At 62.0% G+C, this 21985-nt stretch carries 20 protein-coding genes and 1 pseudogene; 13 read left to right on the top strand and 8 right to left on the bottom strand.

Annotation, left to right across the window (positions count from 1 at the left end):
- The first annotated feature begins 156 nt into the window (after nucleotides 1-156).
- Nucleotides 157-2355, top strand: coding sequence for a TonB-dependent receptor (locus INR38_RS24575; RefSeq protein ID WP_207443457.1), 2199 nt, complete (start codon nucleotides 157-159; stop codon nucleotides 2353-2355).
- A gap of 46 nt (nucleotides 2356-2401) precedes the next feature.
- Here the strand turns inward: INR38_RS24575 and INR38_RS24570 are convergent, their stop codons facing one another.
- Both INR38_RS24570 and INR38_RS24565 read right to left on the bottom strand, forming a co-directional pair.
- On the bottom strand, nucleotides 2402-3463 hold the full coding sequence (locus tag INR38_RS24570) for a tyrosine-type recombinase/integrase (protein ID WP_207443456.1): 1062 nt from the start codon (nucleotides 3461-3463) through the stop codon (nucleotides 2402-2404).
- A gap of 283 nt (nucleotides 3464-3746) precedes the next feature.
- Nucleotides 3747-4616, bottom strand: a complete 870-nt coding sequence (locus INR38_RS24565) for a pirin family protein (RefSeq protein WP_207443455.1) — start codon at nucleotides 4614-4616, stop codon at nucleotides 3747-3749.
- Nucleotides 4617-4776: 160 nt separating this feature from the next.
- On the opposite strand from INR38_RS24565, the pseudogene INR38_RS24560 reads away from it, so the two are divergent.
- Nucleotides 4777-4926, top strand: a pseudogene (locus INR38_RS24560) (LysR family transcriptional regulator); the annotation flags it as partial.
- A gap of 80 nt (nucleotides 4927-5006) precedes the next feature.
- A complete protein-coding gene (locus INR38_RS24555; RefSeq protein WP_063325991.1) occupies nucleotides 5007-5960 on the top strand; it encodes an AEC family transporter in 954 nt (317 codons plus the stop codon).
- Between the two features lie 37 nt (nucleotides 5961-5997).
- Here INR38_RS24555 and pdxH read toward each other — a convergent pair whose 3' ends face one another.
- On the bottom strand, nucleotides 5998-6645 hold the full coding sequence (gene pdxH, locus INR38_RS24550; RefSeq protein WP_043796748.1) for a pyridoxamine 5'-phosphate oxidase: 648 nt from the start codon (nucleotides 6643-6645) through the stop codon (nucleotides 5998-6000).
- 52 nt (nucleotides 6646-6697) lie between these two features.
- Between pdxH and INR38_RS24545 the strand changes: the two genes are divergently transcribed.
- Nucleotides 6698-7270, top strand: a complete 573-nt coding sequence (locus INR38_RS24545) for a nucleotidyltransferase family protein (RefSeq protein WP_063325992.1) — start codon at nucleotides 6698-6700, stop codon at nucleotides 7268-7270.
- Nucleotides 7271-7272: 2 nt separating this feature from the next.
- On the opposite strand, the gene INR38_RS24540 is transcribed toward INR38_RS24545, so the two are convergent.
- Nucleotides 7273-7839, bottom strand: a complete 567-nt coding sequence (locus INR38_RS24540) for a MarR family winged helix-turn-helix transcriptional regulator (RefSeq protein ID WP_013802266.1) — start codon at nucleotides 7837-7839, stop codon at nucleotides 7273-7275.
- Between the two features lie 243 nt (nucleotides 7840-8082).
- Between INR38_RS24540 and INR38_RS24535 the strand changes: the two genes are divergently transcribed.
- From INR38_RS24535 to INR38_RS24515, 5 genes are read left to right on the top strand one after another with little or no spacing between them, the layout of a single operon-like run.
- The gene (locus tag INR38_RS24535) at nucleotides 8083-9066 is read left to right on the top strand and encodes a tripartite tricarboxylate transporter substrate binding protein (protein ID WP_016451723.1); all 984 of its coding nucleotides are present in this window, start codon (nucleotides 8083-8085) and stop codon (nucleotides 9064-9066) included.
- Between the two features lies 1 nt (nucleotide 9067).
- On the top strand, nucleotides 9068-11362 hold the full coding sequence (locus INR38_RS24530) for a xanthine dehydrogenase family protein molybdopterin-binding subunit (protein ID WP_207443454.1): 2295 nt from the start codon (nucleotides 9068-9070) through the stop codon (nucleotides 11360-11362).
- A complete protein-coding gene (locus INR38_RS24525; protein WP_016447072.1) occupies nucleotides 11355-12251 on the top strand; it encodes a xanthine dehydrogenase family protein subunit M in 897 nt (298 codons plus the stop codon). The genes INR38_RS24530 and INR38_RS24525 overlap by 8 nt, the downstream gene beginning before the upstream one ends.
- Nucleotides 12248-12754: a (2Fe-2S)-binding protein gene (locus tag INR38_RS24520; RefSeq protein ID WP_207443453.1), complete on the top strand. Its 507-nt coding sequence runs from the start codon at nucleotides 12248-12250 to the stop codon at nucleotides 12752-12754. The genes INR38_RS24525 and INR38_RS24520 overlap by 4 nt, the downstream gene beginning before the upstream one ends.
- Nucleotides 12744-13520: an SRPBCC family protein gene (locus INR38_RS24515; RefSeq protein WP_207443452.1), complete on the top strand. Its 777-nt coding sequence runs from the start codon at nucleotides 12744-12746 to the stop codon at nucleotides 13518-13520. Before INR38_RS24520 ends, INR38_RS24515 begins: the two co-directional genes overlap by 11 nt.
- 21 nt (nucleotides 13521-13541) lie before the next feature.
- On the opposite strand, the gene INR38_RS24510 is transcribed toward INR38_RS24515, so the two are convergent.
- Nucleotides 13542-14180: a superoxide dismutase family protein gene (locus tag INR38_RS24510; RefSeq protein WP_207443451.1), complete on the bottom strand. Its 639-nt coding sequence runs from the start codon at nucleotides 14178-14180 to the stop codon at nucleotides 13542-13544.
- A 135-nt stretch (nucleotides 14181-14315) separates the two neighbouring features.
- A complete protein-coding gene (locus INR38_RS24505) occupies nucleotides 14316-14942 on the bottom strand; it encodes a gamma-glutamylcyclotransferase (protein ID WP_207443450.1) in 627 nt (208 codons plus the stop codon).
- A gap of 239 nt (nucleotides 14943-15181) precedes the next feature.
- Here INR38_RS24505 and INR38_RS24500 point away from each other — a divergent pair, with 239 nt between their 5' ends.
- Nucleotides 15182-15706, top strand: a complete 525-nt coding sequence (locus INR38_RS24500; RefSeq protein ID WP_063325997.1) for an OmpA family protein — start codon at nucleotides 15182-15184, stop codon at nucleotides 15704-15706.
- An 86-nt stretch (nucleotides 15707-15792) separates the two neighbouring features.
- On the opposite strand, the gene gloA is transcribed toward INR38_RS24500, so the two are convergent.
- Nucleotides 15793-16242 (bottom strand): lactoylglutathione lyase, encoded by a 450-nt coding sequence (gloA, locus tag INR38_RS24495; RefSeq protein ID WP_043796127.1) that lies wholly within the window; start codon nucleotides 16240-16242, stop codon nucleotides 15793-15795.
- Nucleotides 16243-16575: 333 nt separating this feature from the next.
- Here gloA and INR38_RS24490 point away from each other — a divergent pair, with 333 nt between their 5' ends.
- The 3 genes from INR38_RS24490 (at nucleotide 16576) to INR38_RS24480 (ending at nucleotide 21054) form a co-directional block, all read left to right on the top strand.
- Complete coding sequence (locus tag INR38_RS24490) at nucleotides 16576-17232, top strand: response regulator transcription factor (protein WP_013802276.1); 657 nt, start codon at nucleotides 16576-16578, stop codon at nucleotides 17230-17232.
- Nucleotides 17233-17346: 114 nt separating this feature from the next.
- A complete protein-coding gene (locus INR38_RS24485) occupies nucleotides 17347-20295 on the top strand; it encodes an ATP-binding protein (RefSeq protein ID WP_242699179.1) in 2949 nt (982 codons plus the stop codon).
- 63 nt (nucleotides 20296-20358) lie between these two features.
- Entirely contained in the window at nucleotides 20359-21054 is a 696-nt protein-coding gene (locus tag INR38_RS24480; protein WP_081816131.1) for a response regulator, read from the top strand.
- 11 nt (nucleotides 21055-21065) lie between these two features.
- Here the strand turns inward: INR38_RS24480 and INR38_RS24475 are convergent, their stop codons facing one another.
- Nucleotides 21066-21854 (bottom strand): Hpt domain-containing protein, encoded by a 789-nt coding sequence (locus INR38_RS24475; protein ID WP_242699178.1) that lies wholly within the window; start codon nucleotides 21852-21854, stop codon nucleotides 21066-21068.
- Nucleotides 21855-21985: the final 131 nt, after the last annotated feature.

Below are 21985 nucleotides of genomic sequence, written 5' to 3'. Positions count from 1 at the left end.
CCAGGTCCGGCAGTTCCTTGAATGCATATCCGATCGGATGGCCGCATGCGCCTGCAGGGCGCGCCATGGCCGTCCGCTTCCGACGCCATTTTTTTGCAGCGCCCGGACTTCCACGCCCCGCAGGGCCGTGGCCGGCCGCTGCCGGGAAGACCAGTGATGAGAGTGACAACAAAGCAATACCACCAGGACGCCAAGGCGCAGGGGGAGAGGACGAAACTGCGCCCGCTGCTGCAGCAACTGCTGCTGGCAGGCGTGCTGGGCCCGGCGACGGGCGGCCTGGCCATGGCGGCAGAGCCTGCCGACCCCGTGCCCGCATCAGGACCCGCAGCCGCAGCTGCTGCCGATGCGGGCGCGCCGCGCAGTGATGCCCCCGTGCTCAATGAGGTGACGGTCAAGGCCAGCGGCCTGGGCCTGACCTCGGCCGACATGTCCACGCCGGCCACGGTGCTGGAAGGCGACGTGCTCACGCTGCGGCAGGCGGCCACGCTGGGCGAGACGCTGGATGGCGAGCCCGGCATCCATGCCAGCCATTTCGGCGCAGGCGCAAGCCGGCCCATCATCCGCGGCATGGACGGCCCGCGCGTGCAAATCCTCAGCGATGGCTCCGAGCTGCACGATGCCTCCACCATCAGCCCTGACCATGCAGTGGCCAGCGAGCCCATGCTGGCCACGCAGATCGAGGTGCTGCGCGGCCCCTCGGCGCTGATCTACGGCGGCGGCGGTGCCATGGGCGGCGTGGTCAACATCCTGGACGACAAGATCCCCACGTCCATTCCCAAGAACGGCATCACGGGCTCGGCCCAGCTGCGCGGCAGCACGGGCGCGGGCGAGACGGCGGGCGCTTTTTCGCTGACGGGCGGCGCCGGCCAGCTGGCCATCCACGCCGAGGGCATGGCGCGCGATGCCGGCGACTACCGCGTGGGCAGCGGCTGGGCTCCCAACGGCCAGTCCCAGGGGCGCGTGGGCGGCAGCTTCAACCGCACGGACACGGGCAGCCTGGGCCTGTCCTGGATCGGCACGCAAGGCTACCTGGGCCTGGCCTACACGCGCCAGACCGCGCGCTATGGCCTGCCAGGCCACAACCACAGCTTCGAGGGCTGCCACACCCATGGCGACCATCTGCACTGCGGCGGCCATGACCACGGCGACGAGGACGGGCATGACCATGGCGGCGACGAACACGATCACGACCATGGCAGCGTGCCGGTGGTCGATCTCAACAGCGAGCGCTGGGATCTGCGCGGCGAATGGCGCAATCCGACGGCTGGCATCGCGGCGCTGCGCGTGCGCGGTGGCTGGACCGACTATCGCCATGACGAGATCGAGGGCGGCCAGGTCTCGACCACGTTCAAGAACCGCGCCCATGACCTGCGCGTGGAGGCAGACCTGGAGCCCATCGCCGGCTGGCGCGGCGTCATCGGCCTGCAGACCGTGCAGCGCAAATTCAGTGCCGAGGGTGAGGAGGCCTATGTGCAACCCACCGAAACCCGCCGCAACAGCATCTACCTGCTGGAGGAATACCGCTGGCAGGACTGGCGCTGGCAAGCTGCGCTGCGCCACGAGCGCCAGACCGTGGACGCCCAGCAAAGCGGCATCTCGCGCAGCCACAGCGGCACATCGTTCTCGCTGGGCTCGGTGTGGAAGTTCACCCCGGGCTACAGCCTCTCGGCTTCGCTGACGCAGGGCAACCGCCTGCCCACGGCCGAGGAGCTGTACGCCAACGGCCTGCACATGGCGACTTCCACCTACGAGCGCGGCAATGCCGACCTCAAGCGCGAACGCTCGCAGGCGCTGGACATCGGCCTGCGCAAGACGGCGGGCGACACCACGTTCAGCGTCAATGCCTTCCACCATCGCGTCAAGGGCTATATCTATGGCGCCACGCTGGACGAGCATGACGGCCTGCAACTGCTGCAGTACACCCAGGCCGATGCGCGCTTCACCGGCGTGGAGGGCCAGGTGCGCCAGAAGCTGTCGCGCCAGTGGGGCGTGACCCTGTTCGGTGACGCCGTGCGTGCGCGGCTGGAAGACGGCTCCGCCTTGCCGCGCATCCCCGCGGCGCGCGTGGGCCTGCGCGTGGACACCTTCTACAAGGGCTGGGATGCCCAGGCCGAATGGGTGCAGGTGCTGCGCCAGAACCGCGTCACGGCCTATGAGACCGAGACGGACGGCTACGGCATGCTCAACGTCTCTGCCAGCTACACGCTGCGCACCTCGGGTGGCATGCCCTGGCAGTTCTTCATCAAGGGCAACAACCTGACCAACCGCCTGGCCTTCGCCCACACCTCGTTCATCAAGAACGCTGCGCCGCTGATGGGGCGCAACATCACGGTGGGCGTGAAGGTGTCGTTCTAAGAACGCACTCCAGGGCGAACTGCCCGCTGCGCTCCAGCGCCGTCTGCTACAGGTAATGCTGCAGATGGCGCAGGGCGCGCGCGCTGTCAACGCCTATCCACTGCACGACTTCGGTCTCGGCACGGCCCGCGCGCAGCCACTGCACGATGGCCGTGTTGCGCAGCACCTGCGGGCCGACGCGGTGCAGCGGCGCCTGCTGCGCCGAGGCAGGCTGCGCGGCATGGGCGCGCTGTATCAGCTGTGAAGCCACATGGAACAGCACGCGCACCGACAGCGGCTGCCCCTCACGCGAATAAAAGACCGTGGCATCGGGTTGAACGGCCTCCGGCCCGCGCTGGCCGGCGCTGAAGCCTTTCCAGTCCTGCAGCGCCTTCACCACCGTTTCCGATAGATCCAGCGTGCGCTGCTGCGCGGCGCGTGCGCCATCGATATGCAATTGACAGGGAAGGCCATCGCCTGGTCCGGCACATTGCACATCGCGCCAGCACAGGCCGCGCACCTCCTCGGGCGCCAGCGCCAGTTCGTACAGCAGCAGCAAGATGGCGCGGTCGCGCGCCGACTGACAGCCGTCGGCCATCGGTATGTGGCGGGGCAGGGCATTCCACAGCGGCGCGGGAAGGCAATGGCCCTGGCCGTCTTCGGCAGGTGGGCGTTCCTGCGGCGCCAGCCCTGCGGCGGGATTGGCGCTGACCCAGCCGTGGTCCAGCGCATGGTCGTAAATGCGTTCCAGCAATCGCCAGTAGCGCCTGCGCGTGACCTCGCTGATGCGGCGGCCGGGCTGGTGGCCCGACAACTGGCCTTCGCGCGGGCGCAGGAAATTCTGGACATCAACGGCGTTGGCCTGTTGCCAGGCGCGGGTCTTCGCCTTGACTTTGCCTTTCGGCGTGGCCGGGGAGGGGGGACCTTCTTTGGCTGACATGCCGGCATCGCCCAGGCTGCGCAGCCAGGCACGCCATACCTTTTCGTAGCCGCTGTCGGGCGCCGTGTCCAGGGCATCCCAGCCCTTGGCGCCCTCGGTTTCCAGCCAATGCCGGAACAGGGCCAGCCCGTCGGGGACAGTGGACGGCGGCTTGCCTGCAGCGGGTGCCTGAGATGGTGATGAAGTCATGGGCGTTGAGAACAAAACGAGTCAACCAATGGAGTTGTTCAATGTAACTTACATGAAATCAAGTGGCAACCTTGTTATCGACTGATGAACACCAGTGGCGACAAGTCGCCAGAAAAAGGGCCGTTCGGCCTGGATTCGAGTCCTTGGCACGTCTCTAGACGTGTATTGGGCACTTTCAAGCACCCGCGCTGGATCTGCGCGCTGGTGATCGCAAGCGCTGGTCCAGGGGAAGCAAGGGGAGGGCAGAAGGCGGCCCCTGCCTTCAGGACAGGGGCCGCCACGGTCAAGCCGCCATGCGCCCGAATCGGCCAGCGTTGAAGTCGGCAATGGCTTCGCGGATCTCGGCCTCGCTGTTCATCACGAACGGGCCGTGGCCCACCACGGGCTCTGCAATGGGCTCGCCCTCCAGCCACAGCACGGTGGCGTCGTTGTTGGCCTCCAGGCGCACCAGATCAGCCTCGCGATCGAAGTGCACCAGCTGCCCTTCGCGAACAACCTCGCCGTCGTTGACCAGCACCGTGCCATGCAGCACGACCAGGGCCAGCGTATGTCCGGGCTTGGCGCGCAGCTCGGTGGTGCGGCCGGCTTTCAGGCGCAGGTCCCAGACATTGATGGGCGTGAAGGTGCGCGCCGGCCCCTGGCTGTTGCCAAAGGCTCCGGCAATCACCCGCACCCGGCCTGAGCCGCCTGGCAGTTCCACGGACGGGATCTGTCCATCCACCAGGGTCTGGTAGCCAGGCGCAACCGACTTGTCCTTGGCGGGCAGGTTCACCCACAGCTGCACCATCTCCAGCCGCCCGCCGCGTTCGGTGAACGCATGGGAATGGAATTCCTCATGCAGGATGCCCGCGCCTGCCGTCATCCACTGCACGTCGCCAGGGCCGATCAGCCCGCCAGCGCCGGTCGAGTCCCGGTGCTCGACTTCGCCCTCATAGACGATGGTCACGGTCTCGAAGCCGCGGTGCGGATGCACGCCCACGCCGCGAGGCTGGGCAGCCGGCTCGAAGCTGGCGGGGCCTGCGTGGTCCAGCAGCAGAAAGGGGCTCAGAGCCGCACCATGGTTGCCGTAGCTGAACAGCGAGCGCACGGGAAAGCCGTCGCCCACCCAATGGGCACGGGGAGCGCTGTAGACGCCGAGCATCTTCTTGAGCATTTGCTTCTCCTTGGGAATCGTGGCTGCCGCAGCGTTAGCGCCAGCCACTTTTTGCACATGGGAGAATCTTAGGATTTGAACGATGAATGCGGTAGATGGCAAAATTTGCCTTCATCGTCCTGAATAAAGAACAATGACCATGCTGCGTGTGCTGGCCGAAAGGGCGCAGTGCCTGGTCGTCCTGCCCGACTGGGAGCCGCGCCGCGAGCTGATCCATGCGGTGTACGCATCCTGGCGCGGGCAATTGCCCGCCGTGCGGTTGCTCATCGACCATCTGACCCAGGCCTTCGAGGCCCTGGAAGAAGCCTGAATGAGGCAGGGCCTGGCCTGCGGCGCATAATCTGCGCGCGCCGCCAACCTGCGCAGGCGCAGCTTCCCGATCCCGCTTCAGTGAACTCTCCCGTCTTTGCTTCCCTCATCCCCGTCATTCTTTGCATTGGCGCAGGTTTTCTCGCCGCCCGTCTGGGCTGGGTGCGGGCCGCCGCCATCAAGGATTTGTCCAACCTCGTTTTCCTGGTGCTCACGCCGGCGCTGCTGTTCCGCACCATGGGCGCGGTGCGCGTGCAGGAGCTGGACTTTCAGCCCGTGGCGCTGTATTTCCTGGCGACTGCGCTGATCTTCGGGGTGTCCATGGTCCTGGGCGGTTTTTCCACGCGTTCGGCCGCGCGGGGGCTGGCCAACATGTTCAGCAACACCGTCATGATCGGCGTGCCGTTGGTGGGGCTGGTCTACGGGGAGGACGGATTGGTCACGCTGTTCACCCTCGTTTCGCTGCACGCGCTGATTCTGCTCACGGCGGCCACCATCGTGTTCGAGCTGGCCGAGGCTCGCGAGCACCAGCGGTCGGGCCAGAGCGCGCCGCGCCCCATGTGGCGCACGGTGCTGCAGGCGGTGCGCAACGGCATCGTTCATCCTGTGCCGCTGCCCATACTCGCCGGCCTGCTGTTCGCACAGACCGGTCTGGCTCTTCCTGGCGTGGTGGATCGCTCACTGCAGGTCTTGGGCCAGGCACTGGGCCCCATGGCGCTGCTGCTGGTGGGTGTGACCCTGGCCTATACCAAGGTGGGCCAGAACCTGCGCGAGGCCGTGGGCATCGCGCTGGTCAAGAACCTGGTGCATCCGCTGCTGCTGCTTGCGCTGGCCTGGGCCTTCGGTCTGGGCGGCCTGCCAGTGGCCGTGATGTTCACGGCGGCTGCACTGCCCGTGGGGGCCAACGTGTTCCTGTTCACGCAGCGCTATGGCGTGATGCAGGAGGAGGTATCCGCCAGCATTGCGGTGTCCACGGCGCTGGCCTTGCTTACCGTGCCGCTGATGCTGTGGCTGGCCCAGCGTCTGCTGGGCTGACGGGTTTCAGCAGGAGCAGCGCCGGCAATCCGGGGGATCAGGGCGCCAGGCGCTGGCGCAGCCAGGTTCCAGATTCCAGCTGGTAGCACAGGCGGTCATGCAGGCGGCTCTTGCGGCCTTGCCAGAATTCCCAGCGCTCGGGCACCAGCCTGAATCCGCCCCAGTGCGGCGGGCGCGGCGGGTTCAGCAGGAATTGCGCGCCGTACTTGGCCGCATTGGCCACCAGCACGCTGCGGCCGCTGATGACCTGGCTTTGCGGACTGGCCCAGGCACCGATGCGCGAGTCCAGCGGGCGGCTGTTGAAGTAGGCATCGCTTTCGGCATCGCTGACCTTTTCCACGCGGCCCTCGATGCGCACCACGCGCTCAAGCTCCACCCAGTGGAACTGCAGCGCTGCAAACGGATTGCCCGCCAGTTGCTGGCCCTTGCGGCTGTCGTAGTTCGTGTACCAGACCAGGCCGCGCTCGTCGTAGCCCTTGATGAGCACGATGCGCGTGCTGGGCCGCAGGTCGCCGCCCACGGTGGCCAGCGTCATGGCATTGGGCTCGGGCACCTGGGCGCTCAGGGCTTCCTGCAGCCATTGGTCAAACTGTTGCAGCGGATCGGCCAGGGAGGCCGATTCGCTCAGTTCCGCGCGCTCGTAGCTTTTGCGCAGATCGGCGATCGAGGTGGAAATGCTGCTCATGGCCAGCATTGTGCCTGCGCCCGACCTGCCATTTGCTGCGCTAGAGTTGCGCATGCTCAGAGACTTCAAAGGCCGCCCCTGCGTGATCATCCTCGCCTCGGGCCGTGGCGAGCGTTTCCGCGCGTCGGGCGGCACCATGCACAAGCTCGCTGCGCCGCTGGGCGGCAGCACCGTGCTGGAACACACACTGGCCGCCGTCCGCGCCAGCGGCCTGCCCTGGCATCTGGAAGATGCGGGCCACCCCGGAATGGGCGATTCGCTGTCTGCGGCCGTGCGTGCCACAGCCGATGCGCCAGGCTGGCTGGTCTTGCCGGCCGACCTGCCGCTGGTGAGTCCACAGACCTTGCTGAAAGTGGCCGATGCATTGCATGCGGGGGCCCGAGCCGCCCAGCCTGTCCATCAAGGCGAGCGTGGACATCCCGTGGGTTTCGGCGCCGCATGCGGCGCGGCGCTCATGGCGTTGAGCGGAGAGAAGGGCGGGGCGCCTGTGCTGAAGGCGCTGCGCGAAGCCGGACATGTGGTTCAGGTCGATGTGGACGATGCTGGTGTGCTCACCGACATCGATACGCTGGACGATCTGGCGCGCGCTGAGGTGTTGCTGCAGAACCGGCCTGAAGTGGGCTGAATTCAGGCTTCGCCGTCTGCCGTAGCGGGGCCGCCTTCGGTCGCTGGGTCGGCTTGGCTGCCTTGGCAATAACCGCGCAGTTTGAGCAAGGCCCGATACATCACCTCCCGTTCCTCCTGCGTCAGCGCCAGCAGAGCAGCGGCCTGGTGTTGCCGGGCCACGGGCATTACCTCGTCATGCAACTGCCGGCCCGCAGGCGTGATGGAGCACAGGATCTTCTTGCGTGGAGTGGAGCCTTGCGCCAGCAGGGCCACCAGGCCGCGTTCCTCGAGCAGCCGCAGCGCCCGGCTCACCAGGGCCTTGTCCGAAGTGGATTGCACCACCAGCGCGCTGAACGGCAACTCGCCTGCATGCGCGACAAGGGCCAACAGCCGCCACTCCGAAACCGTCAAGCCCGCCGTATCGGCATAGGGCACGGTGATGGTGCGCCGCAGCGCATTGCCCACCTGGCTCATCAGCGTGGTCAGAAAGGCATCGACGGTCAGGCTGCTGCCTGCCTCGTCAAGGTGGGTCCAGGGATTGCCTGCGGGCGTGCTGGGCACAGGGAGAGGAGAAGGTGGGATGGACATGTTCCCATCAATTGTTTCACAGGCTGCCTGACGTTTGTCTTGTGGAATTTCTTTAGATAAATCAATAGAGGTCAATCGGTGTTTTCAGTAAGTTGATTCATCAACTTACTGGAGAAAATCGTCATTGATTCTTTTGAGGATCAATGTTTCATGGGTGAATCGTATGAATTCATCCCATAGCCAGCCCCAGCTGCCATGCCCGTATCTGACCGATGCATGTCCGCGCTTTCAAAGGAGCCAGTGATGACACCCCATCGTCGGCAAGGCCTGACCATTGCAGCATTGGCTTTTGCCACCGCTGTCTGTGGTCCGGCATTTGCACAGGACTACCCCGCCAGGCCGATCACCGTGGTGGTCGCCTATCCCGCAGGTGGTGACACGGACGCCATGGCGCGCCTGTTCGCCGAAAAGCTCACGGTGCGTCTGCGCCAGCCCGTGGTGGTGGACAACCGGCCCGGGGCGGGCGGCACCGTGGGCAACAACCTGGTTGCGCGGGCCGTGCCCGATGGCTACACGCTGCTGTTCACGCCCAACCCCTTCACCATCGCCCCCATGGTGATGAGGCTCCCTCCTGCCGCGACCTATGACCCCTTGAAAGGTTTCACCCCCGTGGTGCAGACCGCCAGCCAGGCCGTGCTGCTCGTGGCCCATCCCTCCACGGGATTCAAAAGCGTGGCCGACATGGTGGCTGCGGCCAAGGCCGGCAAGACGCTCAGCTACGCCAGTCCCGGCGCAGGCTCGCCCATGCACATAGGTGCCGAGTGGCTGAACCGCGCTGCCGGAGTGAGCATTCAGCATGTGCCCTATCGCGGCGTGGCACCGGCCGTCAACGATGTGGCAGCGGGCCATGTAGGACTGGCCTACGTCACGCTGGGGCCGGTGGCCCAGTACATCCAGGCGGGCAAGCTGCGCGCGCTGGCCGTGACCGACCCGAAGCGTTCGCCCCTGCTGCCCGATGTGCCTTCGCTGGCGGAACTGGGCTACAGGGACATCGCCGCGGGTGCCTGGAATGGCTTCTTCGCGCCCAAGGGCACGCCGGCCGCCGTGGTGCAGACCTTGAACACCCATCTCAACGAGATCCTCAGGATGCCGGAGGTGGCGGCAAAGATGGCCACCTTCGGTGCCGTGCCCGTGGGCGGGTCGCCGCAGGTGCTGGCCGATGTCAACGCTGCCGACTACGAGCGCCTGGGCAAGGTGATCCGCGAACTCGGCATCACCGCTGAATGACATGAATACCTCGAATTCCACGCTGGGCCGCGAGACGGCCCAGGTCACGGCGCTGTCCAAGGTACTAGGTCGTGCCCAGTACGCGGGCGACCTCAAGCTGCCGGGCATGCTGCATGCCAAGCTGTTGCGCAGCCCCTATCCGCATGCGCGCATCGTGCGCATCGACATTGCTGCAGCGCGTGCGCTGCCCGGTGTGAAAGCCGTGCTGACCGGGGCAGATGCACCGCGCACGCCCTGGGGCGTGAGCCACAAGGAGCGGCGCATTCTGGCCGACGGCCTGGTGCGCTTTGCGGGGGAAGAGGTGGCAGCCGTGGCTGCCGCCACAGAAGAGATCGCCCGCGATGCGCTGGACCTGATCGAGGTCGAGTACGAAGAACTGCCCGCCATCCTGTCGCCCGAGGAAGCCCTGGATGAAGAAGCGCCCGGCGTTCATCCGGGCCGGGGCAACACCGCCCACGAGATCCGCTTCGAGCGCGGCGATGCAGATGCCGGATTCGCCGCAGCTGATCTGGTTCACGAAGCCACGTACACCACGCATGCGCAGTACCCCGGCTACCTGGAACCCATGGCAACCCTGGCCTCCATCGACGCCGATGGCCGCCTGTTGGTACAGACCTCCACGCAGTCGGTTTTCCTGGCGCGTGCCCGGCTGGCGGCGGCGCTGGAGCTGCCGGTGTCCGCCATCCGCGTGGTGCAGGCCACCACGGGCGGCGGCTTTGGCGGCAAGATCGTCGAGGACGACAACCAGCTCGTGGCGGGCCTGCTGGCCCTGCGCACCGGGCGGCCCGTGCGCCTGGTCAACAACCGGCTGGAGGACTTCCTGGCCTGCTGCTCCAGCGTCCCCGAGCGCATCACGCTCAAGCTGGGCATGGCGCGTGATGGCCGCATCCTCGCCAAGCAGGTGCACATCGTCGCCGAGTGCGGTGCCTATGCGGGTCTGTCGGCCGAGGTCATGCACGTCAGTGCCATGCGCAGCGACAACATGCACAGGCAGGGCAACGTCCGATCGCACGCCACCCTGGTCTATACCAACAACCCGCCGCACGGCGCGTTCCGCGGCTTTGGCGGTACGCAGATGCTGTTCGCGCTCAACAGCCACATCCACATCATGGCCGAGCAGCTGGGGCTGGATCCGGCCGAAGTCCACAAGCTCAATGCAGTGGAAGCCGGCGACGTGACAGTGCATGGCTGGAAGATCGGCAGCGCCGGCCTCAAGGAGTGCATAGACCAGGCCACCGATGCCATCGACTGGCGCGGCAAGCGCGCCCGCCCCCGCCAGGCCCTTGGCGCCCGCCGCAGGGGCGTGGGCATGGCCGCGGCCATGCATGTCAGCGGCAACCGCACCATGGGCAACTGGGACGGCTCCACCGTGGTGGTGCGCATCCATGAGGATGGCCAGGTGCTTGTGCTCAGTGGCGAGTGCGACATGGGCCAGGGCGCGGCCACCATGCTCAGCCAGATCGTCGCCCATGAACTCACGCTGCCGTTGTCGCAGGTCCGCGTGGCCGCACCCGACACGGACAGCACCCCCTTCGCCATAGGCTCGCTGGCCTCGCGCGTGACCATGGCTGCAGGCAATGCCGCCATAGGTGCCGCGCAGGCGGCCCGCAGCAAGCTGCTGGCCCTGGCCGCCGTCGTGCTGGAGGCGCAGGTCGACGACCTGGAGCTGGCCGATGGTCAGGTGCGCGTGCGCGGCACCGACCGTGCGGCAGGCATGGCCGAGCTCGCACGCCAGCACATCTGGCGCCATGGCGGCGAGGGCATACAGGTCAGCCACACCTGGGATGCCCAGACGCAGATGCACGACGCCCAGCTGCACGGCAACATCGCGCCGGCCTATTCCTTCGCGGCCCAGGCAGTGGAGGTCGAGGTCGATACAGAAACCGGCCAGGTCCGGGTGCTTGACAGCTATGTGGCCGACGACTGCGGCAAGGCGCTGAACCCCGTCGCCATCCATGGGCAGACCAACGGGGCCACCGTCCAGGCCATGGGCTGGGCCCTTTACGAGCAACTGCACCTGGAAGGCGGGCGCCTGGCCAACGGCAACTTCGCCGACTACACCATGCCAACGGCCGACGCCGTGCCCTTGCTGCGCGGCGGCTTTGTCGAGTCCAACGACCCCAACGGCCCCTATGGCGCCAAAGGGGCCAGCGAAACCGCCATCCTGCCGGGAGCGCCTGCCATCGCCAACGCCGTGTACGACGCCATCGGCGTGCGCATATGCGATCTGCCGATCACGCCCGAAAAAATCCTGGCGGCGCTGCGCGCACGCGCCGAGGAGGGCCGTCATGCATGACTTCGACTTCCTGGAGCCCACCTCGGTGGCGGAGGCCAGCCGGTTGCTGGCCGAACTGGGCGAGGACTGCCGCGTGATCGCCGGCGGCACAGCCTTGATGCTGGGCATGCGCCAGCGCATGCTCGCGCCCACGCACCTGGTCTCGCTGGCTGGCATCGATGCGTTGCGCGGCCTGGACTTCGACCCGGTGCGTGGCCTGCGTATCGGCGCCCTGGTGCGCCATGCCGAACTGGCGGCCTCGCCGCTGGTGTCGCATCACTATCCTGTCCTGGCCGGCATGGCGCAGCGCATGGCCAACCCGCAGGTGCGCAATCAGGGCACGGTGGGCGGCAATCTCTGCTATGCCGACCCCTCCACCGACCCGCCCGGCTGCCTGATGGCATTGGGCGCCCAGATCGTGCTGGCCAGCGCAAGAGGCGAGCGCCTGTTGGACATCGAGGACTTCCTGGTCGACTACTACGCCACGGCGCTGGAAGGCGACGAGATCGTCAGCGAGATCCGCGTGCCGCCCATGGGGCAAGGAGACGACCGGCGCAGCGGTGTGTACACGCGCTTTCTGCGCACAGCGGCCGAACACCGGCCGCTGGCCAGCGTGGCCCTGGTGGCGCACACCGCCGGGGGCATCTGCCGCGACGCGCGTCTCGTCGTGGGCGCCTCTACGCCCATACCCGTGCGCCAGCGGCGCGCCGAGGGCTTTCTTGAAGGCCGTGCCCTCACCTGGGCCTTGGCGGCCGAGGCGGGTGACATCGTCGCGGCCGACATCACACCGGTTTCGGACCTGCGCGGCTCGGCGGATTTCCGCCGAGAAATGGTGCGCGTCAACGTGCGGCGCACCGTGGCCGAACTGTTTGGCCTGGACCTGGCACTGGAACAAGGAGAGCTGGCATGAGCCGACATCGCATCGAATGCACCGTCAACGGCGAGCCCTGCAGCGTGGACGTGCCTGCGCGCCGGCTGCTGTCGGATTTTCTGCGTGATGACCTGCACCTGACGGGCACCAAGCGCGGCTGCGAGACGGGCGTGTGCGGCGCCTGCTCGGTGCTGCTGGATGGCGAAGTGGTGAAGTCCTGCCTGCTGCTGGCCGTGCAGGTCCAGGGCCGCGCGCTCACCACCATCGAAGGCCTGGCCGACCGTATTGCTGGGGGTGCGGGCGCAGACCTGTCACAACGGCTGCACCCGCTGCAGCAAAGCTTCATGCAATGCGGCGGCCTGCAGTGCGGCTACTGCACACCGGGCTTCATCATGGCCGCCTGCGATCTGCTGGGGCGTAACCCCCTTCCCGGCGCGGACGAAGTTCGCCATGGCCTCAACGGCAACCTGTGCCGTTGCACGGGCTACACCCAGATCGTGGAATCGGTCCTTGTGGCCGCGGAGAAAATGCATGGAAATTGAGAAAACCCTGACTGTTTCGGCCTCGCGAGAGCGGGTATGGGCCTTGTTGCTCGATCCCCAGGTCATGGGAGGTGCCGTGCCGGGCATGCAGTCCATCGAAGTGGTCAGCCCCACCGAATACGTGGCGGTGATGCACCAGAAGATCTCCTTCATCAGCGCCAGATTCAAGCTGCGCACACGCATCGTCGAGCAACGCGCTCCCGAGTATCTGCGCGTGGAAGGAACGGGAGAAGACACCTCGGTGGCCAGCTCGCTCAAGCAGCGCAGTGAAATCTTCCTGAGCGCCATGCCGGATGGAGGCACCGAACTGCGCATCAAGATCGACGTGGACCTGCTGGGCCGTCTGGGCGCCTTCGGCCTGAGCGTGATGAAGACCAAGGCCGACCGAATATGGGAGGAGTTCGGTAACAATCTGGCCGCGCGGCTCGAAGGCGGGGGAGGGGAGCCCGCTGCGGGCGAGGCGACCATGCAGGCGCCTGCACCTGTCGCGCCCGCGCCGGCCTCCGAGCCAGCCAGGGAAACGGTGGTGCAAGCCCGGAATTCGCCAGCACCAGCGCCAGCTTCGGAGCTCTCCTCCACGGCCCAAGACCTGCGGGGCCGTGGCTGGTGGGGGCGGCTAATCGGCAGCTTGAGCGGTGAAGGCAGCGCGGGCGCTGCCGACACCATTCATGTCGAGCTGCGCCGTGGCGATACCACGGTCAGCGTCCAATGGCCGGGCGCGCGCGCCGAGCAGTGCGCGGCGTGGCTGCGCGACTGCCTGCGCTGAACGCAGACCCGGCCGAGCACATCATCCGCGCGTGATCACCGCACAGGCCAGGCGCGCCCCCGAATTGCCGGTGGGCTGCGTGGTGTAGTCGTCCGGGTCCTTGTGCACGATCAGTCCGCGGCCCACCACGCTGTTGGGTCCCTGGTCCAATGCGAGGCCGCGCGACACGAAGTCGATGCTTGCCATGCCTTGCGCATCGGATCGCAGGCTGGGCAGGTCGCCCGTGTGATGGGCCGAAGAATCGAAGCGGCCATGGGCCTGGCCGGTCGGGTTGAAGTGGCCGCCTGCGCTCAGGCCGTCAGGGCTGGAACAATCGCCTTTTTCATGGACGTGAAAGCCGTGCTCGCTGTTCGGCGCCAGCCCCTGGACGGAGCCTTGCACGCGCACGCTGCCATCGGCCTGTGCCGTGAACTGCAGGCTGCCGCTGACCTTGCTGCCTTGCGTGGGCTGCAGCTGGGCCATGGCCACATTGCGGGAGGCGGGCGCTGTCGTGACGGCTGCCGGGGTCGATGCGGAGGCTGCGGCAGGAGGCTTGGGCTGGCTGCCACAGGCGCCCAGGGCCAGCACCATGCCGGCAGCCATCAACAGCTTCACGGCGGTGGACGGGGTGGAGGGCTGCGAAGTGGCGGCGTGGCTGGATTGGGAAGCGTTCAAAGGCATGGCGGCAATCTCCTGGTTGGAATGGGAACTGAAAAAGTCACGGGGGCGCATGGCGCGCAGCCGCCATCATGCAGCGTGCGATACGGCGGCCATGTCGGAGAGCGCAGCGTTCTGTGGCCGTGCGCGGCGATGGCGTCAAACGGAGCCTTGCCGCGCGCCTGCGTCGGGCTGGCCCGCGTAGCTGAGCAGGCGTTGCAAGGCGCGGTCACGGATGCCCAGGCGCTTGAGCTCATCGAAGGTTGCGCGCGCATAGTCATGCGTGCTGCCGTAGATGCCCTTGGCCTCGCTGAAAATGCGGCGATAGTCCTCGGGCGCCAGCTCGCCCGTGTGATTGGGGCTTTGCCGGGACAGCGTGAACGCCAGCGCCTGCACCGTGCCCTGGCCGGTGCGGCAGGGCAGCCAGCGGGGGTCATAGACGGCATTGGCCATCTCGCGCTGCCACAGCTTTCTCATGACGTCATGGCCGTGGTGCCGGGGAATGCGGAACACCATGCCCTGGCAGCTGCCGCCGGACAGCATGCCAAAGACCAGACCAGGGTTCTGGGGCGTGCCGCGGTTGATGGTGCTCCACATCTTCAGCGCCCGGTGCCAGCCAAAGACACGCGCCGTGCGGCGTTCGCAGAAATCGATATCCGGCCGCCAGATCAGCGAGCCGTAGCCGAAGATCCAGAGGTCATCGCTCCCGCCCCATCGGTGCAGCGCCTCGTCCAGCATGGGCTGTGACTCTCGGCGGGCGAATGAAAATTCTGGCAGGGCGGACATGGGCGCGACAGCATGAAAGAACAATGACGTTTTAACGCCTGGACGCCCAAACGGTGCACAAGCGCGTGCTTTGCCCTTGCAGGGCCGGTCTTCTGTCTCCGCCGCACCACAGTTTTTGCCAGCCGTCAGCGCGGGGTTTGGGCGTGGCGCGGGGCCCTCGACGGTGGCCCTCTACAATCCACCGGTTTTTCGCAGTCTTTCTGGTTTTCATCCAACAGCTCATTCACGGAGAGTGCTTCATGTCCTTCAGTCATTCCGACGACGACAGCCAACAACGTTTTGCCCTGGGTTTCCTGTTCGCGCTGATTGCGCTCGTCGTCTCCACGGTCGTTGGCGTCGTCGTCTACCAGCGCGGCATTGCGCATGGCCCGGCGAAGATGGCAGGCGGCGCTTCCCCTGTGGCAGCAATGGTGCCGGTGGTCTTGGAGGAAGATGTGGCCCGCGTCGTTGTCGAAAACGGCGTGGTCAAGTTCTACTTCGCATCGGCCAAGGCCGAACTGGCCGCGGGCGCCAATGAAGCGCTGGCCGACGTGGTCGCCGGTGTGAAGGGCGGCAAGCGCGCCGTGATCTCGGGCTACCACGACGCCACGGGCAGCGCCGAACTCAACGCCGAACTGGCCAAGAAGCGCGCCCTGGCAGTCCAGGCCGCCCTGTCCGCTCTGGGCGTGGCTGAGGAAAAGGTCGAACTCAAGAAGCCCGAGCAGCTGCAGGCTGACGGCAGCAACGCCGAAGCCCGCCGCGTGGAAGTGATCCTGGTGGACTGAGCCTCAGTCTTGCCGCTGTAAACGGCCAAAAAGAAAGGCCCGGAGCGTCAATCGCTCCGGGCCTTTTCTTTTGACGGCTGCGTGGATCAGGAATTGCGCAGCGGGTCGAACTTCGCGTCACCGTCAGGCTGGGTCCCGGCATGGGCTCGCGAATTCTCTTGTATGAGTTCGATCTTGTAGCCGTCCGGATCCGTCACAAAGGCAATCACCGTGGTGCCGCCCTTGACGGGGCCTGCTTCGCGCGTCACGTTGCCGCCGGACGCCTTGATCTTCTCGCAGGCGGCATACGCGTCCGGCACGCCAATGGCGATGTGGCCATAGGCCGAGCCCATGTCATAGGCCTCGGTGCCCCAGTTGTAGGTCAGCTCGATCTCGGCCTGGGCCGGGTTGCCGCCCTCGAAGCCCAGGAAGGCCAGGGAGTATTTGTACTCCGGGTTCTCGGAGGTTCGCAGCAGCTGCATGCCAAGAACCTGTGTGTAGAAATCGATGGAGCGCTGGAAGTTGCCAACGCGCAGCATGGTGTGGAGGATTCGCATCCCTCGATTGTGCCGGGATTCCGCCATCTCTTCAGCCGCCCGCCAAGCGCCGCAGTGTTCTCATCGCGCACAGGTCTGGCGCCTTCCCGCAGATCGGGCGCTTCAGGTCCCGGCGGCATCTGGCCCGAATCCATTCAACCATTGATTCAACTGTCTGTTGAATTCTAGGAGTGGGACCTAGGACTGGTACCCGATTTTTCGGCAATAAATCTTGCAAATCAGACAAATCTTAGATTTTTGGATTGAAAAATCAGACAAATCCAATTAAATCCTAGTAGCCGGCTGCCTAGAATAGGAATGTTCTTCGTGCGAATTATTTTAATTTTTTGAGTCATGAAAAATTTCGTCTTGCGGATATTAATTGCCGATGACCATCCGGCAGTTCTGGCAGGCATAGAAAGTGTTTTGGAGGATAAGCATGAAATAGAGATTGTAGGTCGAGCGAAAAACTCCACTGAAATCATAAGTTTTCTGAAGAAAAACGAATGTGATGTTCTGGTAACTGATTACTCCATGCCCGGTGGAACCTACGGTGATGGTCTGGTGATGCTGAATGTCATTCGGAAAAGATTTCCAAGTGTCAAGATCGTCATGCTGACAATGATCGAGAATATTGGAATAATCAAATCTCTTACCAACCAAGGAATCTACAGAATTGTCCATAAAACGGATTCTTTGGGAAGTCTGCTGCCCGCCATCTACGCTGCATACACGGATGGTCAATTCATATCTCCCAGTGCAAGCAAGCTGCTGGGAGGAGAATGGCTGGGTGCGGTGCGGACATCGATAGAACTCTCAAAGCGGGAGGAAGAGGTTCTGCTTCTTTTCATCTCTGGCATGACGGTGTCCGAGATAGCAAAAAAGCTCTATCGCAGTATCAAGACGGTCAGCACGCACAAGGTGGCTGTCATGAACAAGCTGGGTATACGCAAGGACATTGATCTCATTCGCTATGGAATTGAGATGGGCTGGATTGACGTAAGAAAATAGGTGCAGAAATGCATCGTCATTGCCGCAGACGATCCGACCAAGCTCCATGCCATCCGCAGCTTTCTTGCAAAGATTTCTTTTATTACATGAGGAGATCCACAGCCTGATCGATGGTTGTATCTTGATGCCCAGATGGAAATATATAAAAAAGAGGCTGGAGAAAAGGAAGAGCTCCACCTTCTGACCAAATACAACAAGACACTGCTTTTTGGCGGTGGCCTGGTTTTCTCTCTTCTTATCATTGTTTTGGCAATGCTTGCGGCCCTGTTCGAGCTCAATGACTTCATGGAGGAAAGAAGAGCAGTATTCCAGAGCAAGAGAACCCGGGTTCTGGTGGAAATAGAAACAAAGCAAGTCATTATGATGCGAGGAATCATTGCATCAGAGTTGCTTTGGGGGCAGACGCACACATCTCATCCCGGTGTCTTTGCCGGGACAGATGCTGTGATGGCAGGGGTGAGCCCTGTAGTATTGCTTGAGAATAAGATCAACAAGAATGTACACAAGCACTACAGAGATATGTTGGGAGAGCTGGCATATTTGGCAAATTCCAGCTTTCTTCAAAATGGAAGAGCAATATCTGCCTATGTCTTCAGTCCGGACAGATCGTTCATAGGCGTCCTTGTGCCGCAGGTGCCAAACGAGCATGAGCGAAAAGACATGCTCTTGAAACTCAGGGAACAGATTTCGACTTTGCCTGAGGATAGCGGCACCATCATTCCGTCCGTCCAGCTGCGTCATCCCATATGGCTGCCTCCGAGTAAAAGCATTCTGACCGGGGAGATGTCATTTCAGATTGTTGTCTCGGCTTTCCAAGATGGAAAGCCATTTCTCACGGTGGTGAGCGACATGCCGACTCAATATATTGAGAGCCTTATGCAGCAAGGTGAAGGCAGGAACTCCTTGTTTATTATTGATTCTCAAGGCAACGTTGCGCTGGGTGGGGGGGAGATCGGCGATGCAATAGGGGATTTTTTTGATATCGAGGCGTCGAAATTTCACGGAGGTCTGATAAGTAGATATATTTTGAGCAAGTATGGTGCAGTCTATAGAAATGGACATTTTTATTACTATTCGAGGATATCAAATACGAACATGATACTTCTCCAGGTGTTTTCCTGGAAAGATGCTGTGTATTTAAATGGGAAGTCTCTTGTATATTTGCTGTTTTCATTGATATTCATCATTTTTTTCTGGTGTTTTCTGATATATTTTTATGATAGGGTTTTTATTCCAATATATGGGAAAGCCAAGAATGTGTTCGACACGGAACATCTGAGCCGCACCATCATTGCCATGGCGCCTTATGGACTTGGTCTTCTTGATTTCAAGGAAAAGAAGATGCTGTTGGAAAACAGCATGATGTACAAGTACAAAGAAAGCATGGTGTTGGATGATAAGTCTGCTGGTGAGCGGTTGATTGAATATTTTCTCAGATTCTACGGTGAGAAATATCTGAGTGGAAAAAAGACTGAATATTTGCCGGTAGTCAGCGAAGTCGTGATCTCTTACAACGGAACGGTTGCAGAGCTTTCAGTGATCATGGTGAAGGCCAAATATCAGGGGCGGCATGTCCTGCTGTGTGGATTTGCCGATATCACTGCGCACAAGCAGGTGCAAAGAAATCTGGAAGATGCCAAAAAGGCGGCAGAAGAGGCAAACCAGGAAAAATCTTCTTTTCTTGCTGCCATGAGCCACGAGATACGCACGCCACTGAATGCAATATTGGGCAATCTGGAAATACTGGGAAGAAGCTCCATGTCAGAAGAGCAGCAAACCAGGCTAACCACCATATCATCTTCATCCCATTCTCTTTTAACGCTGCTGAATGATGTTCTCGACTTCTCGAAGATCGAGTCTGGTCAGATGAGTGTGGAATTGGCCAGCTTTGATCTCAAGTCTGTAATCCGGCAGGTGGCTGCCATTTACAAACCGCTGGCTGCGGAATTAGGTATAGGATTTTCCCTGATCATTGACCATTCGTTGAGGGAGGGATATATAGGAGATGGCGAGAGAATAAAGCAAATCCTCAACAATCTTCTCAGCAACTCCTTGAAATTCACCAAGGCTGGCAAGATTGACGTATTTGCATCAGACAGGGCCGGTGAGCTCAAGATCAAAGTGTCAGATACCGGGATAGGCATCCATCCCTCACAGCACCCCTTCATCTTTGACGCATTCAAGCAGGCAGGCTCGGATATAGCGGCGGAATTTGGTGGTACGGGGCTGGGCCTGACGCTGTGTCAGCGTATGGCACATCTCATGGGCGGGGAAATCCGGTTCTTCAGCGTGCCGGGAAAGGGCAGCATTTTCGAATTGACTTTGCCCGCATGTCACGCCCAGCCTGTTCCTGCTTCCTTGGGGTGGGACGATGGCGATGTCATGCTTGCAGACGATGAAAGCGCAGGTTATTGCGCAAGGATTCTCATCGTCGATGATCACCCGGTCAACAGGCTGCTGCTTCTGGATCAGCTGAAAATCCTCGGCTTCGAGGCGGAATCTGCAGAAGGCGGGGAATCCGCATTGCGAATGATGTCGCAGAATATCTATGACCTGGTTCTTACGGACCTGCAAATGCCTGGAATGAGCGGTTATGCGCTTGCTCAGCGCATCAAGCAGAGTTATCCGGGAGTTCCTGTGGGAGCAATAACGGCACATGCAGGCAAGCAGGAAAAATTCAAATGTGCAAAATTTGGCATCGCAGATATTCTTGTCAAGCCGGCCTCCTTGAAAAACCTCAAGGAATTCATTGGAAAAAATATAGGAAAGTCTGGCAAGGGTGTCGCTGAAGCTGCGGAAGTTCCGGGCAGCAGATTGCCTTATCGTGATGTATTGATTTCAGCAACCGAAAACTCATTGGCTGCGTTGAAAAAGCATTTGCTGCAAGGTGATCTGATGGCTGTGCACCGTGAAATTCATGCCATGAAAGGGTCATTTGCGGTGGCTGGGCTGAAGGATAGAGTGGAAGACATGGACCGATTGTCATCTCTTGTCAATATGCGGCACCTCCATGCAGTGGATGATGCCCTGGCTGACCTGCTGGAGAACCTGAGAGATATCTGATGAGCCATGGTGCAATGATGCTGCACTGAACGATTGTGTTTATTCCGTTGATGGTGCCAAATCATGTTTTCCAATATGAATCATAGAAAAGATTTGAATATATCCGTACTGCTGGCAGATGATCATCCTGGAATCATCTCAGGCATCCGGCATGAACTGTCTTCCGAGCTGGAAATTCTGTTGAAAGCCAGCGTTTCAAATTCAACCGATCTGGTGAAAAAGTTGGATGAAGGTGGCTTTGACGTGCTTGTGTCGGATTACTCCATGCCTACGGGTCAATACGGAGATGGCTTGAATCTTTTTGGCTATATATCCAGAAGATTCCCGAACCTGGGTTTGGTGGTTCTGACCATGCTGGACAATTCGGCCATTCTTCAGGCGCTGGGCAAGGTGTCGAACATCAGCATCGTGAGCAAGGCGGACCCGGTGCTGCATCTGGTTCCAGCCATTCATGCGGCCTATACAGGAGGCACCTACTTCTCCCCCGCCATTTCCGAGCGACTGGAAAAAATGAATGCGGGTGTCATGGGAGGCGAAGGAAAATCACCGGGGGTGCTCAGTCCCAAGGAATCGGAGGTGGTAAGGCTTTATGCGGCCGGTTTGCGTATCGACGAGATCGCGGCCAAGCTGAACAGAAGCAAGAAAACCATCAGCACCCAGAAAGTCAAGGCCATGCACAAGCTTGGAATTGAACGAGACATTGATCTGATGAAGTATGCCCTTGAGTGCGGATGGGTGACCTCATCGAGATCTCAATGACGGCCGGTTCTTTATCTGCCGTTCAAGGTCCGGATTTCTTCCAGGAGCTGGTCAAGCTGCAGTTCCAGCGCCAGCAGCGAATGCGCATGGTGCATCAGCCCATCATGGTTGATGCCGTTTTCCAGGCCGGCGCAGCGTATTGACAGCTCAGTCAGGTCAAAAAATCGCAGTGAACCGGAAAGATTGTGCAGCTCTCTTTGCACATCCTTGCGATTCTTGCTGGATTTGATGATCGCCAGCGACGAACGTGCAGACTCCAGAAAGGCCGTTCTGATGGGGGCCGGGATCTGTTGAAAAGGGGCGACGTCATCGGTCGACGAAATGCGGCCGCTGCTGGCAGGCCGGGGCTGAACGGCCAGTTGCAGTGCATCAAAGAGGCCCTGCAGCGAACGCCAGGAGACCTCGATGATGCGGGCGTTGATCACCTTGGGTTGCAGGGGGTGATCAGCCTCGCATTCGATGATGCTTGCAGCTCCTGCCACCAGGCGGTTTTCATCCTTGGGATTCCAGGACGTTTTCGGTCCGCAAAGCACAACAACCTGGAACTTCTGGAGGCGATCCTGGCGAATGGCCGTGGGATGGTGGCAGGCCGTGGTCGCCAGGCCCCAACTTTTGAGGTGCGGGAGCAGATGGGCGTGCAGTTCATCGGATGACGAGATGAACAAAACCTGCTCGCCTGAAAATGACAAAGCGGAGGAGGAGGGCTCTTCTGTGGTGGTTATCGATTCGGCGGCAGTCGAGAACTTTTCAGAACGGTATGGTGTGGGTGCACTGTCCAAGGTGGATGTCTGTTTTTTCATGGGTGGCCGAGCATCTGGAGCCGGCATCTGCAGCCAGTCACTCGCTGGAGGCTTCAGATCCGGCTGGAAGATTGGACCACGGCACCTATCCATGGTGCACGTTTAAGGACATGTCCATAGAGCATTCTTGT

It is taken from the genome of Delftia sp. SD018, assembly GCF_017355445.1.
Classification (GTDB): Bacteria; Pseudomonadota; Gammaproteobacteria; order Burkholderiales; family Burkholderiaceae_C; genus Comamonas; species Comamonas acidovorans.
This window is presented reverse-complemented; position numbering and strand designations above follow the sequence as displayed.

Coding starts and splice junctions, on each gene's coding strand:
- INR38_RS24575 (WP_207443457.1), top strand. CDS start 157: ATGAGAGTGACAACAAAGCAATACCACCAGGACGCCAAGGCGCAGGGG.
- INR38_RS24570 (WP_207443456.1), bottom strand. CDS start 3,463: ATGACTTCATCACCATCTCAGGCACCCGCTGCAGGCAAGCCGCCGTCC.
- INR38_RS24565 (WP_207443455.1), bottom strand. CDS start 4,616: ATGCTCAAGAAGATGCTCGGCGTCTACAGCGCTCCCCGTGCCCATTGG.
- pdxH (WP_043796748.1), bottom strand. CDS start 6,645: ATGAGCAGCATTTCCACCTCGATCGCCGATCTGCGCAAAAGCTACGAG.
- INR38_RS24545 (WP_063325992.1), top strand. CDS start 6,698: ATGCTCAGAGACTTCAAAGGCCGCCCCTGCGTGATCATCCTCGCCTCG.
- INR38_RS24540 (WP_013802266.1), bottom strand. CDS start 7,839: ATGTCCATCCCACCTTCTCCTCTCCCTGTGCCCAGCACGCCCGCAGGC.
- INR38_RS24535 (WP_016451723.1), top strand. CDS start 8,083: ATGACACCCCATCGTCGGCAAGGCCTGACCATTGCAGCATTGGCTTTT.
- INR38_RS24530 (WP_207443454.1), top strand. CDS start 9,068: ATGAATACCTCGAATTCCACGCTGGGCCGCGAGACGGCCCAGGTCACG.
- INR38_RS24525 (WP_016447072.1), top strand. CDS start 11,355: ATGCATGACTTCGACTTCCTGGAGCCCACCTCGGTGGCGGAGGCCAGC.
- INR38_RS24520 (WP_207443453.1), top strand. CDS start 12,248: ATGAGCCGACATCGCATCGAATGCACCGTCAACGGCGAGCCCTGCAGC.
- INR38_RS24515 (WP_207443452.1), top strand. CDS start 12,744: ATGGAAATTGAGAAAACCCTGACTGTTTCGGCCTCGCGAGAGCGGGTA.
- INR38_RS24510 (WP_207443451.1), bottom strand. CDS start 14,180: ATGCCTTTGAACGCTTCCCAATCCAGCCACGCCGCCACTTCGCAGCCC.
- INR38_RS24505 (WP_207443450.1), bottom strand. CDS start 14,942: ATGTCCGCCCTGCCAGAATTTTCATTCGCCCGCCGAGAGTCACAGCCC.
- INR38_RS24500 (WP_063325997.1), top strand. CDS start 15,182: ATGTCCTTCAGTCATTCCGACGACGACAGCCAACAACGTTTTGCCCTG.
- gloA (WP_043796127.1), bottom strand. CDS start 16,242: ATGCGAATCCTCCACACCATGCTGCGCGTTGGCAACTTCCAGCGCTCC.
- INR38_RS24490 (WP_013802276.1), top strand. CDS start 16,576: ATGAAAAATTTCGTCTTGCGGATATTAATTGCCGATGACCATCCGGCA.
- INR38_RS24480 (WP_081816131.1), top strand. CDS start 20,359: ATGTTTTCCAATATGAATCATAGAAAAGATTTGAATATATCCGTACTG.
- INR38_RS24475 (WP_242699178.1), bottom strand. CDS start 21,854: ATGAAAAAACAGACATCCACCTTGGACAGTGCACCCACACCATACCGT.